Source organism: Sphingomonas jejuensis (assembly GCF_011927695.1).
In the GTDB taxonomy this organism is placed as follows: Bacteria; Pseudomonadota; Alphaproteobacteria; order Sphingomonadales; family Sphingomonadaceae; genus Sphingomonas_K; species Sphingomonas_K jejuensis.
Map to the genome: position 1 here is coordinate 401,201 of NZ_JAATJE010000002.1, position 16,337 is coordinate 417,537.

A 16,337-nucleotide genomic window follows, 5' to 3' on the forward strand; every position below is an offset into this window, starting at 1 on the left:
CGCGCCATAGTCGAGGGGGCAAGCCGGTGCAAACGATCCGTCGAACGGCGGAGTTGAGAGAGTTGCTCGCCGCGCTGCGGGCGGGGGGCGGGCGCGTCGCGCTGGTCCCCACCATGGGCGCGCTCCACGCCGGGCACCTGAGCCTGGTCGCGGAAGCGCGGCGGCGGGCCGAGCATGTGGTGGCCTCGATCTTCGTCAATCCGCTCCAGTTCGGAGCGGGCGAGGACCTGGACCGCTACCCGCGGCGCGAGCGCGCCGACGCCGCGCTGCTGTCCGAGGTAGGTGTCGCCGTGCTGTGGGCACCGGCGGCCGATGACATGTACCCGGACGGCTTCGCCTCCACCGTCAGCGTCAGCGGGATCACCGACGGCTTCGAAGGCGCGACCCGGCCCGGCCACTTCGACGGAGTGGCGACGGTGGTCGCCAAGCTGTTCGGGCAGGTGCGACCGGACGTCGCGCTGTTCGGCGAGAAGGACTGGCAGCAGCTGCAGCTGATCCGCCGCATGGCGACCGACCTGGACCTGGGCGTGGAGGTGGTGGGCGTTCCGACCATGCGCGATGCCGACGGGCTCGCCCTGTCGTCGCGCAACGCCTACCTGACGCCCGAGGCGCGCACCGCCGCCCGTGCCATGCCGCGCGCGCTGGGTGAGGCCGCGGCTGCCTTGGGACGCGGGACCGCAGCGGACGATGCGCTTGCCGCCGGACGCGCGGCGCTTGAGCGCGCGGGGTTCGAAGTGGACTATCTTGCGCTGATCGACGGCGCGTCCATGCGGCCGATCGACGCTGTCGTGGACGGGGCGCGCCTGATCGCGGCCGCCCGCATCGACGGCACGCGCCTGATCGACAACCTCGCCGTCTAAACATCTCGGCGCGCCCGCCGTTAACCTTTCCAGCGACGTCATCACCAAGGCTGCGATGACGTTAACCATTCTTTATCCGGGCGCGCCGCAATGCTTCCGGACCACGGAAGGGACGGAAATGGCAAGCGCGATCAGACACATGGGAATGTTGGTCGAGAACCGGCTGGCCGAGGCGGCACGCGGAAGCGTGGACGCGCTCTACGAGCTTGGCATGGTGTTCTCGAGCGGAGCCGAGGGGCTGCGCGTGGACTTCATCGAGGCGCACAAGTGGTTCAACCTCGCCGCGCTGAAGGGTGATTCCCGCGCCCAGATGTGCCGGTCCGACATCGCGGCCGACATGACCACCCGCGAGATCGCCGAAGCGCAGCGCCAGGCGCGCGCGTGGCTGAGCAGCACGACCCAGCGCCTCGCCGCCTGACCCCGACCGCGGCCTGATTGGCGGGCCGCCGGGCGGGCGCTAGACAGCGGGCGATGTCCCGGCGCCGCATCCTCATCCTGTTCGGCACCAGGCCGGAGGCGATCAAGCTGTTTCCGGTCATCCGGGCGCTGCAAGCGTTTCCGACTATCGAGGTCCTGACCTGCGCCACCGCGCAGCACCGCGACATGCTGGACCAGGTGCTGGGCATCGCCGGCATCAGGCCCGACCATGACCTCGACATCATGGAACCGGGACAGACGCTGGACCGGCTGACCGCACGGCTGCTGACGGGTATCGGCGGCGTGCTCGACACCGATCCCGTCGACCGGGTGATCGTGCAGGGCGACACGGCGACCGCGATGGCGGGGGCGCTTGCCGCCTATTACCGCAAGATTCCGGTCGCGCATGTCGAGGCGGGGCTTCGATCGGGCAACATCCTCCATCCCTGGCCGGAGGAGGTGAACCGCCGGATGATCGCGCCGATCGCCGATCTTCATTTCGCCCCCACCGAGATCGCTGCCGCCGCGCTTCGCCGGGAAGCGATCACGTCGGGCATCCACGTGACCGGCAACAGCGTGATCGATGCGCTTCATCAGACGCTTGCCGCCGTGGAGGCCCGTCCGGCGCTGGCGGCCGGCTGGCAGGACGTGGCGCCAGCGATCGACGGTCGCCGGCTGATCCTGGTGACGACGCACCGGCGCGAGAATTTCGGTGGCGGCCTTGAGGCGATCGCCGACGCGCTCCTCCGCATCGCCGCCGATCCGGCTGTGGTGCTGCTGTTTCCCGTCCACCCGAACCCGGCCGTCGGCGCGGTGATGGAGCGGATGCTGGCATCGCAGGCCAACATCCTGCGCGTGCCACCCTTCGATTACCCCAGCTTCGTCGCCGCGCTGGCCGCCGCGTCGCTGGTGCTGACCGATTCGGGCGGCGTGCAGGAGGAAGCGCCGGCACTCGGCAAGCCGGTGTTGGTCATGCGCGAGACCACGGAGCGTCCGGAGGGCGTCGCCGCCGGCACCGCACGGTTGGTCGGCACCGATGCGGACCGGATCGTCGCGGAGGTGCGGCGCTTGCTGGACGACCAGACCGCCTATGCGGCGATGGCGCAGGCGCACAATCCGTTCGGCGACGGACAGGCGGCGGCGCGGATCGCCCGCATCGTCGACGCAGGGACGCGCCTGCTCAGCCGCGCCTGAAGGGCGTCATCTCATCCAGCGCGGCGATCTCCCCCGCCACCGCGCGACGCTCCCGCTCCAGGAAATCCGCCACCGCGGCGCGGAAGCCTGTATCGGGGATATAATGGGCGGAATAGGTCGGCACCGGCCCGTAGCCGCGCGCCAGCTTGTGCGAGCCCTGCGCGCCCGCCTCCACCACCCGCAACCCGCGCGCGATGGCCGCGTCGATCGCCTGATAATAGCACAGTTCGAAGTGGAGGAAGGGCACCTCCTCCGACGCGCCCCAGTAGCGGCCGTAGAGCGTGTCGGCGCCGATGAGGTTCAGCGCTCCGGCGATCGGAACGCCATCGCGGAGCGCGAGCATCAGGAGCACGCGGTCCCCCATCCGCTCCCCCAGCAGGTCGAAGAAGCGGCGGGTGAGATAGGGGCGGCCCCATTTGCGGCTGCCGGTGTCCTGATAGAACTCCCAGAAGGCATCCCAATGCCTGGGCTCGATGGCGCTGCCGGTCAGATGGACGATGTCGAGCCTGCGCACCGCCTCCGCCCGTTCATGGCGGATCGTCTTTCGCTTGCGGCTGGCCAACGCGCCCAGGAAGTCGTCGAAGCTGCCATAGCCATTGTTGATCCAGTGAAACTGGCTGTCGACGCGGATCAGCCAGTCCGCCGCCTCGAACAGCGCGACCTGATCCGGATGGACGAAGGTCGCATGCGCCGACGACAGGTCATGCTCCCGCACCACCGCCTCTGCCGCGGCGATCAGCGCGCGGGCGGTGTCCGGGTCCTGCGCCAGGAGCCGAGGACCGGGCACAGGCGAAAAGGGCACTGCGATCTGGAGCTTCGGGTAATAGCTGCCCCCCGCCCGCTGCCAGGCATCCGCCCAGCCATGGTCAAAGACATATTCGCCCTGGCTGTGGCTCTTGGCATAAGCGGGAAGCGCCCCGGCCAGTCGCCCGTCGGCGCCGTCGATCAGGATCGGGATCGGCTGCCAGCCGGCACGCGGCGAAACGCTACCCGATTCCTCGAGGATCGAGAGAAAGGCATGCGAGACAAACGGATTGTCGCTGCCGGCGACGGCATCCCACTGCGCGGCATCGACGCCGGCGACGCCGTCCGCCAGCCGTGCGACGATGCCTGCCACCGGGCGCTCAGGCGTCCTTGAGCGCGATCACCGCATCGATCTCCACCGCCGCGCCGAGCGGAAGCGTCGGCACGCCGACGGCGGCGCGCGCATGACGGCCGGCTTCACCGAACACGTCGGCCATCAGCGTCGATGCGCCATCTGCGACCTTGGGCTGATCGGTGAAGCTGCCAGCGCTGTTCACGAAGACGCCAAGCTTGACGATGCGCTTGACCCGGTCGAGCGACCCGACCGTCTTCTTGACCTGCGCCAGGATCATCAGCGCGCAGGCACGCGCCGCATCCTGCCCGAAGGGGATGTCGCGGTTCTCGCCAAGCCGCCCTTCCATCAGGGCACCGTTGCTGAACGGCAGCTGGCCCGAGAGATAAAGGAGGCCGCCCTCCTCCACTGCCGGCACATAGGCGGCAACGGGCGCAGCGGCGGCGGGAAGCGTGAGGCCGAGTTCGGCCAGCCGGTCGTCGATGGTCATGATGTCAGTCCTCATCCAGATCGCTCCCCCAGCGTCAAGCCGGCGGCCGGTCGACCTTCGGCAAAGCGCGCCAGGATCCAGTCGGCCGCCACGCCCCAGTCATCGATCCGCGCATGCGCATCGGGTGCGGGCGGGATCTCCGCCGCGAGCGGCGGGTCCATGACCATGTGCAGCCGGTGAACAAAGGGCGCGGCCTTGCCGACCGAATGATGATGGGTGGCAAGGTCGTCCACGAAGGCGGCGATGGACGGCCGGTATTCCGCAAGCAGCCGGGCGGCGGCCGCGCCCTTCCCGCCCTGGTTGCAGACGACGCGGTGATCGATGCCGAGCGCGGAGAGCTGCGCCACCCGGTCCGCCTGATGGCAGTCGTGGAGGTTGGTGAGCACGACGATGTCGGCGACCTCCCCGATCCGCTGCAAGGCGTCCGTCGCCCCGGGCACCAGCGTCTGGCGCGCCATCTGGGTCGTGAAGAAGCCGCCCAGGAGCTCCCAGACTTCCTGACCGACGATCGGATCGCCGCCCGGCCGCCGCTTCAGCGCGGTCGCGAAGTCGCCGCCATTGGTGGAGAAGTCCACATCGTGCGCCTCGTCGAGCCATTCGCCGAAATGCCGCACCATGTGCAGCAGCACCTCGTCGCAATCGGTGATCAGCAGCGGGCGGCTCATCGCTCCAGCGCCTCGCGGCTGGCGACGAGATCGGCCGGCGGCACGTCGATGGCGTCGGCGCAGGCGATGAGATCGGGCTCGTGCGTTTCGAGAAAGCGCAGAATGGCCGCCAGCACCGCATCGTCCTCCAGCCGGGACCGCAGATCGGCGGGATCAAGCCCGGTCAGCGCCAGCAGCCGCGACGCGCGCTCGTCGTCCGAGAGCGTCCAGCCGAGCGCCATCAACGCAGCTTGCCGCGGATCAATTGCCGTTCTGCGATTCACCGCCTATCGTCCGCCTCGTTCACGAAAGTTCATAAGGGGGCGACGTGACGAAAAAGGTGCTCGTTGTCGAGGACAACGAGCTGAACCTGAAGCTGTTTTGTGATCTGCTCCGTGCCCATAACTTCGAGGCGGAGCCGGTCCGGGACGGCCGTGAGGCGGTGGAGCGTGCGCGGCGCTTCCAGCCGGACCTTGTCATCATGGACATCCAGATGCCGCATGTGAGCGGGCTGGAGCTGATCGAGACGCTGAAGGCGGATGCCGAACTGAACGCCATTCCGATCATGGCGGTCACGGCCTATGCCGGAAAGGGAGACGAGGGGCGCATCCGCGAGGCGGGGGCGGAAGCCTATGTCTCCAAGCCGATCTCCGTGCTGCGCTTCATCGATTCGGTCTCCCAGCTCGTCTGAGCCGGGCGACCGAACAGCGCAGCGGACCTGCTTACTTGATCTTGGCTTCGCGGAACTCGACGTGCTTGCGCACGACGGGATCATATTTGCGGAAGTTGAGCTTTTCCGTCTGCGTCCGCGGATTCTTCTTCGTGACGTAGAAGAAACCGGTGTCGGCGCTGCTCACCAGCTTGATCTTGACGGTGGTCGGCTTCGCCATGACCCCTTAGTCCTTCATCGATTGCGCATGAAAAATGAAGGGCGACGTTGCCGCCGCCCTGATCGGCCGTCCATGACGATACGGGCGGCGCTTGTCAAGAAAGCCCGCGATCGGACCGCCAGCGCAACCTCTTGCCGCCTCCGACATTGAAGGCGCGAACCCCCATCCGGAGCACAGCCATGGCAGACCAGAGCCCCGCCCCCCTCGCCACCCCCACCGACCTGAACCGCAACGACACCGGATCCGTCGCAGACGCGCTGAACGTCGTGCTGGCGGACTGCTTCGCGCTCTATCTCAAGACCAAGAACTTCCACTGGCATGTGTCGGGCCCGCACTTCCGCGATTATCACCTGCTGTTCGATGCCCAGGCGACGCAGATCCTGCAGATCACCGATGCGGTCGGCGAGCGGGTGCGCAAGATCAGCCAGACCACGCTCCGGTCGATCGGCGACGTCGCGCGGCGCCAGAACATCCGGGACAACGACCGCGACTTCGTGCCGCCGGCCGAAATGCTGGCCGAGCTGCGCGACGACAATCTGAAGCTGGTCGAGACGATCCGCGTGGCGCGGGAGCGCGCGGAGGCGGCGAACGACACCGCCACCTCGTCGATCGCCGACGACTGGATCGACCAGGCCGAGGAGCGCGCCTGGTTCCTGTTCGAGGCGAGCCGCGGCGCCTGACGATGTGACGGTCGGCACCGCCGGGTGCCGGCCGCCGCCACCCCCATCCGGCGTCCACGGAACCGCCACGCGGGTCCGGCGCTTGGACGATCGATGCGCGCCTTTTCCCAGCTTCTCGACGGGCTGACCTACACACGGTCGCGCAATGCCAAGCTGAAGCTGATCGCCGATTACCTGCGCGCGACGCCCGATCCCGACCGCGGCTATGCGATGGCCGCGCTGACCGGCGACCTCGACCTGCCGGCGGTCAAGCCCGCCGTGATCCGCGCGCTGGTCGGCGAGCGCGTCGACCCCGTGCTCTATGGCCTCAGCCGGGACTTCATCGGCGACACGGCCGAGACAGCGGCGCTGCTGTGGCCTGATCCGGCGGTGCCGCCGGAAGGCGAGCTGGACCTGTCGCTGTCGGCCGTGATCGACCGGCTGAACGCCTCCGGCCGCGCCGCCGCACCCGCCACGCTTGCCGATCTGCTCGACCGAGTAAGCGTGGAGGAACGCTATGCCCTGTTGAAGCTTGCGACCGGGAGCCTGCGGGCGGGCGTGTCGGCACGCCTGGCCAAGACCGGGCTGGCCGACGCCTTCGGGCTGAACGTCGACGACGTGGAGGAGCTTTGGCACGGGCTGACCCCACCCTATCAGCCGCTGTTCGAATGGGCGGAGGGCCGCAGCGACCGCCCTGCGCTGTCCGAGTTGCCGGTGTTCCGCCCCTTCATGCTGGCGCACGGGCTGGAGGACGGCACCGTCGACCTCGCCGACTATGCGGCCGAGTGGAAATGGGACGGGATCCGCGTGCAGCTGGTCCGCGCCGGCGGCCAGACCCGGCTGTTCAGCCGGACGGGCGACGACATCACGGCAAGCTTCCCCGACGTCGCAGCGGCCTTCACGCACGACGGCGCGCTCGACGGGGAGCTGCTGGTGCGGGGCGACGCGCAGGGCGCCGACAGCCATGGCGGGGCGGCCGCGAGCTTCAACGCGTTGCAGCAGCGGCTGGGCCGGAAGGCAGTGTCGGCCGCGATGCTGCGCGATTATCCGGCGTTCGTCCGCCTCTACGACGTCCTGCTGGACGGCCAGGAGGACCTGCGCGCGGAGCCCTGGACCGAGCGGCGCCGCCGATTGGAAGCCATCGTTCCGCAACTCGATCCCACGCGATTCGACCTGTCGCAGCTGATCAACGCCGCCGACTTTTACGCGCTGACGGAGATCCGCGCCGGAGCGCGCGACGATGCCATCGAAGGCGTCATGCTGAAGCGGCGGGACAGCCCCTATGTCGGCGGGCGCCGCGTAGGGCTGTGGTACAAGTGGAAGCGCGATCCGCTGACCGCGGATTGCGTCGTGATGTACGCCCAGCGCGGGTCTGGAAAGCGATCCTCCTATTATTCCGACTACACGTTCGGCTGCTGGTCGGAGGATGGCGACCTGCTTCCGGTCGGCAAGGCCTATTCCGGCATCACCGACGAAGAGCTGCGGTGGATCGACCGCTTCGTGCGCAACCACACGGTGAAGCGGTTCGGGCCGGTGCGCGAGGTCGAAAAGAGCCTGGTGTTCGAGATAGCGTTCGATTCGATCCATGCCTCCGCCCGGCACAAGTCCGGCATCGCCATGCGCTTTCCCCGGATCAGCCGGGTCCGCCGCGACAAGCCGGCGGCGGAGGCGGACCGCGTTGAAACTTTGCGTCGCCTGGCAACATGATCTTGGAACAGCCCCGTGGGCGGGCTAGGCTTTCCCGAAGTTAACGAGGGGGCATGGTGATGCGGGGTTTGATGCTGTTGGGCGGGTTGGTGCTGGCGGCATCGGCCCCCGCATTCGGGCAGGAACGTGCGGCCGCGCCGACGCCGCTGCGTCCGGGAAGCGCCGCGCAGGAGCAGCTGACCAGCAACGGTCCGCGGCTGGTCGAGTATGACATGTACTACGACCTCTACTCGTTCCGCGCGGATGCGGGCGAGCGCGTGCAGATCGACATGCGGTCGGACGCGTTCGACCCCTATCTGGAGCTTGGCCGGGTGGGCGGCGACGGTGCCTTTGTCGCCGTTGCCGAAAATGACGACGCCGACGGGCTGAACGCGCGCATCATCCAGACAGTGGCGGAAGGCGGCGATTACCTGGTGCGGGCGCGCACCGTCAGCCCCGGCAGCACGGGCGCCTACACGATCGAACTGAGGCGGCTTGGCGAGGCGGCCCCGCCGCCGCCGCCCGTCGCGCTTCGCTCCGGCCAGGCGACCAGCGGAAGCTTTGCGACCGACGGTGCGATGCTGGTCGACGACACGGGCGCGACGACCACCCGCCCCTATCGCCTCTACAGCTTCGATGCGCGCGCGGGACAGACCTACACGATCAGCATGAAGTCCGCGGCCTTCGACACCTATCTGGAGGTCGGCGCGCTGACCCCGATCGGCTTTGCGTCCGCGCGCAACAACGACGACGCGGAGGGCGACGCCGGCGGTGACAACGGCACCGATTCGCAGCTCACATTCCGCGCCGAGCGAGCGGGCCCGGTGACCGTGCGCGCGAGCGGCCTGACCGACGGCGCGGTGGGCGACTACACGATCGACGTGCGCTGAGCGCGTCCGGGGCGGGTGCCGCGCCCGCCCCGGCGATCAGCCGCGCTTCAGCCTGCCAATCAGGGCGTCCAGCGCCTGCAGGAACCGCGACCGGTCCGTCTTCGAGAAGGGCGCGGGCCCGCCGACAACGTCCCCGCCGGCGCGGAGATCGGCCATGATCGCTCGGGTGGCGATGGCCGTGCCGATGCTTGCGGTGGTGAACGGCTTGCCGGTGGGCGCAAGCACGCTCGCCCCTGCCTTCAGGCAGCGGTCGGCGAGCAGGATGTCCGCGGTGACGACGGCAGAGCGCGCATCCGACGCCTCGGCAATCCAGTCATCGGCGGCATCGAAGCCGTCGCCGACCACCACCCGCTCGACCAGCGGATGGCCCGGGACCCGCAACCGGCTGTTGCTGACGATCATTACGGGGACGGCGTGGCGCCAGACGACGCGGTAGATCTCGTCCTTCACCGGGCAGGCGTCCGCATCGACCAGCACGCGGACACCGCGTCCGGAGGCGGCAGGGTCGATCAGACCGCCACCTCGCCCTCATCCTCGCCATCCCAATAATGAAGCCGTTCGGCCCTCACATGGATCATCACCAGGCCGGGCGTGTCGACGCCGTCCTTGAACCAGCGTTCCAGGTCGGGCGTCCAGTGCGCCTCGAAGGTCGCCTTGTCGCGGACGATGTCCGCCCGGCCCTCCACCGCCACGAAGAAGGGACGCATTCCGAGCATGCCGGACTTGCCCTGGAAGCTGAGGCCGACATGCGGATCGCGGCCGATGTCGGCCACCATGCGGGTGTCGTCGGTGGTGAAGAACCAGCTGTCGCCGTCATAGTCGACGTCACCATTGTTGCTCATCGGGCGGGCGCCGATGCTGCCGTCCTCCGCCTTGCTGTTGAGCATGGCGAAGTCGATATCCTTCATCGCCTTGGCGACATCGGCGAGGGTCTTGGGCACGGGCGCGCTCCTTTGCTGTTGCCCATGCTCAACGCGCCGCCTGCCGGTTGGAGCCGATCAGAACAGCCCCGGCACCTCGCGCTGCGCCGTGGTTGGCCGATCGGGGCTGAGCAGCAACTGCTCCCGCTCAATCCGCGCCGACTGCCCCTGGACACCTTCCCCGGCGATGCGGGTGCAGGCGCGGCCGGCGATGAAGTCGATCGACCGGGCGATCGATGCCTCGCGCGGATCGCCGAGCGGGAAGGACGCATCGTCGGCGGCGGCGCAGCTGTTGGCGACCTTGCTGGCGAGCCCATCATAATAGTCGCCCTGGCGGTCGCGGTTCTGCGTGGCGAACGCCACCACGCGCAGCCGATCGTCACACGCGCTCCGGTCGAGCGCGATCTGGCCGACCGGCTTGCCGTAGGTGTTGGTGCCGACCAGCGCCAGGTTCTGCCCGAGATAGGGGATGAAGGCGTTGATCACGAGCTCGCTGGCGGACGCCGTGCCACCGCGGCCGATGAAGGACACGCGGGTGGGCGCGATCGAGTCGGAACGCTGCTGGAAGAAGCGCGTGCTGTTCTGCGCGGACTTCTCCGGCCGGAAGGTGGTGTAGGAGAACACGTCCGAGCTGAAGCGATCGCGCGCCATCAGGTCGCCGATCAGCTCGGCCACCCGCACCAGGCCGCCGCCATTGTAGCGCAGGTCGAACACGATCTCCGTCACGCCCTCCGCCCGGAAGCGGGCAAAGGCGTTGCGCAGCGGCTGCTCCGCCGTGTCGATGAAGGTCCGCAGGTTGATGTAGCCGATGCGGCGTCCCTCCTGCTCGATGACGCGAACGCCGTAGCGCGGCGACACGGCCGGCAGTTCGAAGTCCGCCTTGGTGACCGTCACCTGCCGCGTGCCGCCGTCGGTGCCGCGGATGGCGAGCACGCGCGCCGTGCCCGCCGTGCTCGGCCCCAGCGCGTCGACGATCGCCTGCGTGCCGCCCGATGAATAGAGATCGGCAATCGTCCGCACCGGTCCGCCGACCGGGCCGACGCCGGTGATTACCGTGCCCCGGTCGATCCCGGCGGCGAGCGCGGGACCGTTCTCGAACCCTTCAAGCACGGTCAGGCTGGTGGTGCCATATTCCAGCCGAACGCCGAAGCCGGCGGTCTGGCCGGACGAATAATAGGCGTTCTCCTCCGCGATCGACGTCACATAGGTGAAGAAGCGGTCGCGCCGCTGGGCCCGTGCCGTTGCCGTCAGAGCGTCCACATAGTCGGAGAGCGTCGCATAGGCGGCAGGATCGAGCGATGCCGGCAGCGTTTCGGGGAACAGATACCATTCGCGCATCTGCGCGGTGACCCAGTCCTGCCGGGCCCGGAGCGAGCAGGTGGCCGTAGGGGCCGGCGTTGAGGGCGTGGGGCTGGTCTGCGTCGGTGTCGGCGTCGTGCCCACCAGGGCATTGCCGCCACCGCCACCACCGCCGCACCCCGACAGCAACGCGCCCACACTGATCAACGCAACGAAACGCCGTGCCTTCATGGACTTATCTCCCGTCGCCGCAGCCTAGCGGCACGAACGGAGCCTGTCAGGCACAATCATCATGAAGGATGACTGAAGCCGAGCAGCGACAGCGTCGCGCCGTCGCGCCTGCCGCCGAACAGGATGTCGAGCACCGCGGCGGGCGCGGATCCGCCGCCTGCCGCCTCGAACAGGGTGGCGCTCGACCGGAGCTTCATGGCGTCGACCGGGCCCATCAGCCGGTCCGCGTCGGCACCAGCGGGTGATTGCGCCGCGGCCTCCATCGCCGCAACCAGCCGGTCGCCGAGCAGCGGATGCGCCAGGTAGGAGCGCGCCTCGTCCAGATCGGCGATGGCGTAATGGCGCGCGGTCTCGCTTCGGCCCAGCCCGGCGAGCTGCGGGAAGACGAACCACATCCAGTGGGTGCGCTTCTCGCCCCGGCGGAGCTCGGACATGGCCTGGTCGAAGACGCCGTCCGCCTGGGCATCAACGAAGCGCTGCAGCCTGTCGACCACCGACACCCTCCCAGCCGAAAATCATGATCTGCCAGCAACTTCCGCGGACCCGGCACGTTCCGGCCGAACGATCCCCCGTTGCAAGCCAAGGAGCAAGACCATGGGCCTGTTCACCAAGGACATCGAGACGCTGCACGACCTTTATGTGCATCAGCTGCAGGACGTTTATTACGCCGAGCATCAGATCACCAAGGCGCTGCCAACCATGATCGGCAAGGCGACCAACCCGCAGCTGAAGGCAGGTTTCGAGCAGCACCTGCGCGAGACCGAGGGTCAGATCGCTCGGCTGGAGCAGGTGTTCCAGCTGCACGGCCTGTCGCCCAAGGCCGTCACCTGCCCGGCGATCGACGGCATCATCAAGGAAGCCAACGAGGTGGCGGGCGACATCGCCGACAAGCAGGTTCTGGACGCGGCACTGACCGCATCGGCGCAGGCCGTCGAGCATTACGAGATCACCCGGTACGGCACGCTGATCGCCTGGGCGGAGCAGATGGGCCATGCGGAGGCAGCGGCGCTGCTCGGCGAGACGCTGGCCGAGGAGAAGGCGACGGACGACAAGCTGACCCAGCTGGCGTCCTCCGCGATCAACCGTCAGGCCGAACTGGCCTGACCCCGAGCGCGGGCGGGCGCCCCGGCGCTCGCCCGCGCTTTGCCTAGCGGCGCGCGTCCGCCAGGCGCTGGACCGCCGCAAGCGTCTGCGTGATGTGGGTGCGTGGATTGCGGTCCTCGTGCGCGAGCACGACGCGACCATCCTGACCAATGACATAGGAGATGCGGTTGGCGCGGCTGCCGTCGCCCAGTGCCGCGTCATAGGCGCGGATGGTGGCGGCGGGGGCGGTTGCGACGGCAAAGCGGTCGCGGCATTCCTCCCGGCTGAAGCGGGTCAGCGTCGGCAGGTCATCCGCCGACATGCCGATCACCGTCGCGCCGGCGCGCCGGAACTCGTCCGTCGCCTCGGCGAACGCATTCGCCTCGATGGTGCAGCCCTGGGTGAAGGCGGCCGGGTAGAAGTAAAGCACCACGGGCCCGCGACGGAGCGCCGCGGCAAGATTGAAGCGGAAGGGACGACCGGCCAGGGCGCCCTGCGTCCGGATCTCGGGCGCCCGCGCGCCGATGGGCAGCGCGGCGTTGGCAGCGGTGGCGGGCATCAGGCAGGCCGCGGCGGCGGCAAGAAGGGCAAGGCGCATCAGGTGAACTCCGGCGTTGTGCCGGGAGCTTAGCGCATCGGGCGCGGCGTGCCAGAGGCCTCGGCGTCGGAGAGAGCGCCTGCGACCTCCGGCACGACCGGCCGGGTCGCCCGCATCAGGCGATCGAGCGGACGGCGGTGTTGTTCATGGCGGGCGCAACGGCGGCGCCGACAACGTTGGCCGACAGCATCAGGGCGGCAACGGCGGCGAAAACAGTGCGGATCATGGTGGTCACTCCCTTTGTCCCGCCGGACCATCCGGCCGGGATGCAAGGGACTTTGCATGGCCCGTGCCAAATCGCGCGATGCCTCGTTTACCGCGATTTTTTCCGTTATCTGCGGGTAAAGACCCGCCTTGCATGCCCGATGAGTTGGCGAATTCCACCAAGCGCTGGCGAAAGCCGCCGACCCTTGCCGCCCCACTGGTGAACCGACCGGAGACGCAGTAGGTCAGCGCGATGCCTGGAACCATCCCGCCGTCCGCCGACGACATCGAGGCGATCGCCCTGGCGACGCTGCTGTCGCTGCCGCCCCTGTTCGGCGACCATCTGGGCGACGTGGTGCTCCGCGTGGAGGAGTTCGCGACGGAGGACGTGCTGGACGAGCTCGCGATCGACGATCCCTTTGCGCTCACCGGCCTTTATACCGGCCGGCCGATCGGCGAGAAGACGAGCGGGGACACGGGCGCGCTGCCGGACATGATCCACCTGTATCGCCGGCCAATCCTGGACGAGTGGATCGAGCGCGACATTCCGCTGGAGACGCTGGTCTCGCACGTGCTCATCCACGAAGTGGGGCATCATTTCGGCTTGAGCGACGAGGACATGGACGCGCTGGAGCAAGAGGCGGCGGACGCGGAGCGGTGACGGCCGCGCTTCTGGAGCTGACCGGCGTCGCCTGTCGCCGCGGCGGCCGGATGCTGTTCCAGGACGTGTCGCTCACGCTGTCGGCCGGCGAGGCGTTGCTGGTCACCGGCGCCAACGGCAGCGGCAAATCCTCTTTGTTGCGGATCATCGCCGGGCTGCTTCGGCCAAGTGCCGGTCAGGTCAGCCGCGAAGGGAGGATCGCCTTCGCGGACGAGCGTCACGCCCTGGACGATGCCGCACCGCTTTCGGTCGCGCTGGCCCGCTGGGCGGCGCTGGATCGCAACCCGACGACGTCGTTGGACGCCGTCGGCCTCCAGGATTTGGGGATGCTGCCCGTTCGGCTCCTGTCCACCGGCCAACGGCGACGGGCGGCGCTGGCCCGGGTGATGGCGACGGGGGCCCCGCTGTGGATCCTCGACGAGCCGGATCTGGGCCTTGATGCGGAGGGCTGCCACCTGCTGGAGCGGCGGATTGCGGCGCACCGCGCCGCCGGCGGTGCGGCGATCGTCGCCAGCCACCGGGCGCTGGACCTGCCCGGCGCGGCTGGGTTGCGGCTGTGAGGGCCTTTGCTCACATCATGATCGGCCAGGCGCGGACCGGGCTGGTCGGGGGCGGCGCGGTGATGTGCGTGCTTTTCTTCCTGCTGGTCGCGACCTTGTTTCCCTTCGCTGTCGGGCCGGACGCAGCCCTGCTGTCGCGGATCGCAGGCGGCCTGCTGTGGACGGCCGCGCTGCTCGCGGCGCTGCTTCCGGTGGGCACTCTGGTGGAGGACGACCGCGCCGCCGGGATCCTCGACCAATATGCCGCGCGCGGGATCGGCGACGAAGTGGTGGCGGCCGCCAAGATGGCCGGCCACTGGCTGAGCTTCGGCCCGGCGCTGATGCTTGCGGCGCTGCCCGCGGCCGCCTTGCTGCGGATGGACGGCGACGTGCTGCTGCGGCTGGAGATCGGCCTGCTGATCGGCACCCCCGGCCTGGCCGCGCTGACGCTGGTGGTTGCCTGCGTGACGAGCGGCCTGCGCGGGACCGGCGCGCTTTCCGGATTGCTGATGCTGCCGCTTGCCGTGCCGATCCTGATCTTCGGCGCGGGGATGGTCGGAACCGACGATCCGTCCGCGGCCCGGCTGCTGGGGGCGGTGTCGCTGCTGTTCGCGGGTGCCGCACCGTTTGCGGCGGGCGCGGCGCTGCGCGCCGGGCGCGGCGGCTAGACCGGGAGCCCCTGCAGCAGGCAGGGGAGCTGCCCGGCCTCGCCGCGCGCCTCCGCCATGAACCGCCGCTTCAGCACGGGCGCGCGCTGCACGAGGCCGAGGCCGGCGCGGCGGATGGCCGAAGCCGTTCGACCGGGCACCCCGAACAGCCGCGCCAAGCCGTCGGTCGCGGTCGCGACGGCGAGCGTGTCAAGCGCGCGCCACCGCTCGTAGCGCGCAAGGAGCTGGCGATCGCCGAGGTCCATGCCCAGCCGCGCGCCTTCGACCAGCACCTGCGTCAGCGCAGCGACGTCGCGGAAGCCGAGGTTCAACCCCTGCCCGGCGATCGGATGGATGCCGTGCCCGGCATCGCCCACCAGCGCCAGCCGCTCGGCCGTGATCCGAGCGGCATGGTGGAAGCCGAGCGGATAGGTGGAGCGCGGACCGGCAACGCGCAGCGCGCCCAGCATCCGCCCCATGCGCTTGCCGGCCTCATCCAGGAACGCGCGATCGCCCAGCCGCAGCATGGCGGGACCGTCGCTGGCCTTCACCGTCCACACCAGCGCGGAGCGATGCCCGTCGGCATCGTCCGGCAGCGGCAGCAGCGCGAACGGCCCGGCCGGATAGAAGATCTCGTGCGCGACGCCGCCGTGCGGCAGCTCATGCCCGATCGCCGCGATGATCGCCTGGTGGTCGTAGGACCAGCGCGCCACTGCGATGCCCGCTGCCTCGCGCGACGGGGAGCGCCGACCTTCGGCGCCGATCAGGAGCGGCGCGGCCACGTGCCGCCCGTCCGACAGCGTGGCGGTGACGCCCGCCTCCGTCCGGCGAACATCCGCCGCGCTTGTTTCGAGCCGCAGGTCGAGCGCGGGCGCCTCGTCGGCGGCCTGGTGGAGCGCCTGCCGCAGCGCCCGGTTCTCGTACATGACACCCAGGGGGCCGCTGCCGGGATCCGGATCGAAGTCGAGCACACCCGGCGCCAGGCCGTCCGAGACGCGGATCGACGCGATCGGGCAGCCGAGACCCGCCAGCCTGGGGGAGACGCCGATCGCATCCAGCATGCGCCCGCTCGCGCTCGCCACGGCGGAGGCGCGGCCATCGAAGCCGGGGCGCAGCACATCCTCCCGCCGGGCCGGATCGACGATGATGCTGGAGATGCCATGCGCATCCAGCGCCAGGCCAAGGGTGAGCCCCACCAGTCCGCCGCCCAGGATCAGGACATCTGCGCGGTCGATGCTTTGCGTCATGACCTTCATCTAGGCGCAAGTGCCGCGGGGCGAAAGCGTCTCGCTTGACGTTGGAGTCACCGGGCGCGATCTTGGGCGGCGG

Annotated in this window: 22 protein-coding genes; 11 read left to right on the forward strand and 11 right to left on the reverse strand. The window is 69.4% G+C overall.

Annotated features, from left to right (window positions below):
* The first annotated feature begins 26 nt into the window (after positions 1–26).
* The 3 genes from panC to wecB are packed head-to-tail and all read left to right on the forward strand — an operon-like array spanning position 27 to position 2,471.
* Positions 27–860: a pantoate--beta-alanine ligase gene (panC, locus tag GGR88_RS11525; protein WP_167955126.1), complete on the forward strand. Its 834-nt coding sequence runs from the start codon at positions 27–29 to the stop codon at positions 858–860.
* A gap of 55 nt (positions 861–915) precedes the next feature.
* A complete protein-coding gene (locus GGR88_RS11530; protein ID WP_342449790.1) occupies positions 916–1,278 on the forward strand; it encodes a hypothetical protein in 363 nt (120 codons plus the stop codon).
* Positions 1,279–1,331: 53 nt separating this feature from the next.
* The gene (wecB, locus tag GGR88_RS11535; RefSeq protein WP_167955128.1) at positions 1,332–2,471 is read left to right on the forward strand and encodes a non-hydrolyzing UDP-N-acetylglucosamine 2-epimerase; all 1,140 of its coding nucleotides are present in this window, start codon (positions 1,332–1,334) and stop codon (positions 2,469–2,471) included.
* On the opposite strand, the gene GGR88_RS11540 is transcribed toward wecB, so the two are convergent.
* Genes GGR88_RS11540 through GGR88_RS11555 form a run of 4 tightly spaced genes read right to left on the reverse strand, consistent with a single transcriptional unit; the run spans position 2,458 to position 4,985 of the window.
* Positions 2,458–3,588 carry a GNAT family N-acetyltransferase gene (locus tag GGR88_RS11540; protein ID WP_167955130.1) on the reverse strand — a complete coding sequence of 377 codons (1,131 nt, stop codon included), beginning with the start codon at positions 3,586–3,588 and terminating at the stop codon, positions 2,458–2,460. The two genes, wecB and GGR88_RS11540, sit on opposite strands and share 14 nt — an antisense overlap.
* 7 nt (positions 3,589–3,595) lie before the next feature.
* Entirely contained in the window at positions 3,596–4,057 is a 462-nt protein-coding gene (locus GGR88_RS11545) for a RidA family protein (RefSeq protein ID WP_167956184.1), read from the reverse strand.
* 11 nt (positions 4,058–4,068) lie between these two features.
* Positions 4,069–4,722 carry an HAD family hydrolase gene (locus GGR88_RS11550; RefSeq protein WP_167955133.1) on the reverse strand — a complete coding sequence of 218 codons (654 nt, stop codon included), beginning with the start codon at positions 4,720–4,722 and terminating at the stop codon, positions 4,069–4,071.
* Positions 4,719–4,985, reverse strand: coding sequence for a DUF3572 domain-containing protein (locus GGR88_RS11555; RefSeq protein WP_342449791.1), 267 nt, complete (start codon positions 4,983–4,985; stop codon positions 4,719–4,721). Before GGR88_RS11555 ends, GGR88_RS11550 begins: the two co-directional genes overlap by 4 nt.
* 44 nt (positions 4,986–5,029) lie before the next feature.
* On the opposite strand from GGR88_RS11555, the gene GGR88_RS11560 reads away from it, so the two are divergent.
* Entirely contained in the window at positions 5,030–5,392 is a 363-nt protein-coding gene (locus GGR88_RS11560; RefSeq protein ID WP_167955137.1) for a response regulator, read from the forward strand.
* A gap of 31 nt (positions 5,393–5,423) precedes the next feature.
* Here the strand turns inward: GGR88_RS11560 and rpmG are convergent, their stop codons facing one another.
* Positions 5,424–5,591: a 50S ribosomal protein L33 gene (gene rpmG, locus GGR88_RS11565; protein WP_167955139.1), complete on the reverse strand. Its 168-nt coding sequence runs from the start codon at positions 5,589–5,591 to the stop codon at positions 5,424–5,426.
* Between the two features lie 179 nt (positions 5,592–5,770).
* On the opposite strand from rpmG, the gene GGR88_RS11570 reads away from it, so the two are divergent.
* The 3 genes from GGR88_RS11570 (at position 5,771) to GGR88_RS11580 (ending at position 8,826) form a co-directional block, all read left to right on the forward strand.
* Positions 5,771–6,271: a Dps family protein gene (locus GGR88_RS11570; protein ID WP_167955141.1), complete on the forward strand. Its 501-nt coding sequence runs from the start codon at positions 5,771–5,773 to the stop codon at positions 6,269–6,271.
* Between the two features lie 93 nt (positions 6,272–6,364).
* Positions 6,365–7,957, forward strand: coding sequence for a cisplatin damage response ATP-dependent DNA ligase (locus GGR88_RS11575; RefSeq protein WP_167955143.1), 1,593 nt, complete (start codon positions 6,365–6,367; stop codon positions 7,955–7,957).
* Between the two features lie 53 nt (positions 7,958–8,010).
* Complete coding sequence (locus GGR88_RS11580; RefSeq protein ID WP_167955145.1) at positions 8,011–8,826, forward strand: hypothetical protein; 816 nt, start codon at positions 8,011–8,013, stop codon at positions 8,824–8,826.
* A 36-nt stretch (positions 8,827–8,862) separates the two neighbouring features.
* Here GGR88_RS11580 and GGR88_RS11585 read toward each other — a convergent pair whose 3' ends face one another.
* The 4 genes from GGR88_RS11585 to GGR88_RS11600 are packed head-to-tail and all read right to left on the reverse strand — an operon-like array spanning position 8,863 to position 11,710.
* Positions 8,863–9,303, reverse strand: a complete 441-nt coding sequence (locus GGR88_RS11585) for a YaiI/YqxD family protein (RefSeq protein ID WP_342449792.1) — start codon at positions 9,301–9,303, stop codon at positions 8,863–8,865.
* A gap of 32 nt (positions 9,304–9,335) precedes the next feature.
* Positions 9,336–9,767, reverse strand: coding sequence for a pyridoxamine 5'-phosphate oxidase family protein (locus tag GGR88_RS11590; protein ID WP_167955147.1), 432 nt, complete (start codon positions 9,765–9,767; stop codon positions 9,336–9,338).
* A 57-nt stretch (positions 9,768–9,824) separates the two neighbouring features.
* Positions 9,825–11,276, reverse strand: coding sequence for a S41 family peptidase (locus GGR88_RS11595; protein WP_167955149.1), 1,452 nt, complete (start codon positions 11,274–11,276; stop codon positions 9,825–9,827).
* A 59-nt stretch (positions 11,277–11,335) separates the two neighbouring features.
* Complete coding sequence (locus GGR88_RS11600) at positions 11,336–11,710, reverse strand: DUF1810 domain-containing protein (RefSeq protein ID WP_245197073.1); 375 nt, start codon at positions 11,708–11,710, stop codon at positions 11,336–11,338.
* A 160-nt stretch (positions 11,711–11,870) separates the two neighbouring features.
* Here GGR88_RS11600 and GGR88_RS11605 point away from each other — a divergent pair, with 160 nt between their 5' ends.
* Positions 11,871–12,380 carry a YciE/YciF ferroxidase family protein gene (locus GGR88_RS11605; RefSeq protein WP_167955153.1) on the forward strand — a complete coding sequence of 170 codons (510 nt, stop codon included), beginning with the start codon at positions 11,871–11,873 and terminating at the stop codon, positions 12,378–12,380.
* A 43-nt stretch (positions 12,381–12,423) separates the two neighbouring features.
* Here the strand turns inward: GGR88_RS11605 and GGR88_RS11610 are convergent, their stop codons facing one another.
* The gene (locus GGR88_RS11610) at positions 12,424–12,957 is read right to left on the reverse strand and encodes a peroxiredoxin (protein WP_167955155.1); all 534 of its coding nucleotides are present in this window, start codon (positions 12,955–12,957) and stop codon (positions 12,424–12,426) included.
* Positions 12,958–13,414: 457 nt separating this feature from the next.
* Here GGR88_RS11610 and GGR88_RS11615 point away from each other — a divergent pair, with 457 nt between their 5' ends.
* The 3 genes from GGR88_RS11615 to GGR88_RS11625 are packed head-to-tail and all read left to right on the forward strand — an operon-like array spanning position 13,415 to position 15,029.
* Positions 13,415–13,822, forward strand: a complete 408-nt coding sequence (locus tag GGR88_RS11615) for a metallopeptidase family protein (protein ID WP_167955156.1) — start codon at positions 13,415–13,417, stop codon at positions 13,820–13,822.
* Positions 13,819–14,382: a heme ABC exporter ATP-binding protein CcmA gene (gene ccmA / locus GGR88_RS11620; protein WP_167955158.1), complete on the forward strand. Its 564-nt coding sequence runs from the start codon at positions 13,819–13,821 to the stop codon at positions 14,380–14,382. The genes GGR88_RS11615 and ccmA overlap by 4 nt, the downstream gene beginning before the upstream one ends.
* 17 nt (positions 14,383–14,399) lie before the next feature.
* Complete coding sequence (locus GGR88_RS11625; protein WP_167955160.1) at positions 14,400–15,029, forward strand: heme exporter protein CcmB; 630 nt, start codon at positions 14,400–14,402, stop codon at positions 15,027–15,029.
* Here GGR88_RS11625 and GGR88_RS11630 read toward each other — a convergent pair.
* Positions 15,026–16,255, reverse strand: a complete 1,230-nt coding sequence (locus tag GGR88_RS11630) for an FAD-dependent monooxygenase (protein ID WP_209023383.1) — start codon at positions 16,253–16,255, stop codon at positions 15,026–15,028. The two genes, GGR88_RS11625 and GGR88_RS11630, sit on opposite strands and share 4 nt — an antisense overlap.
* Between the last annotated feature and the right edge of the window lie 82 nt (positions 16,256–16,337).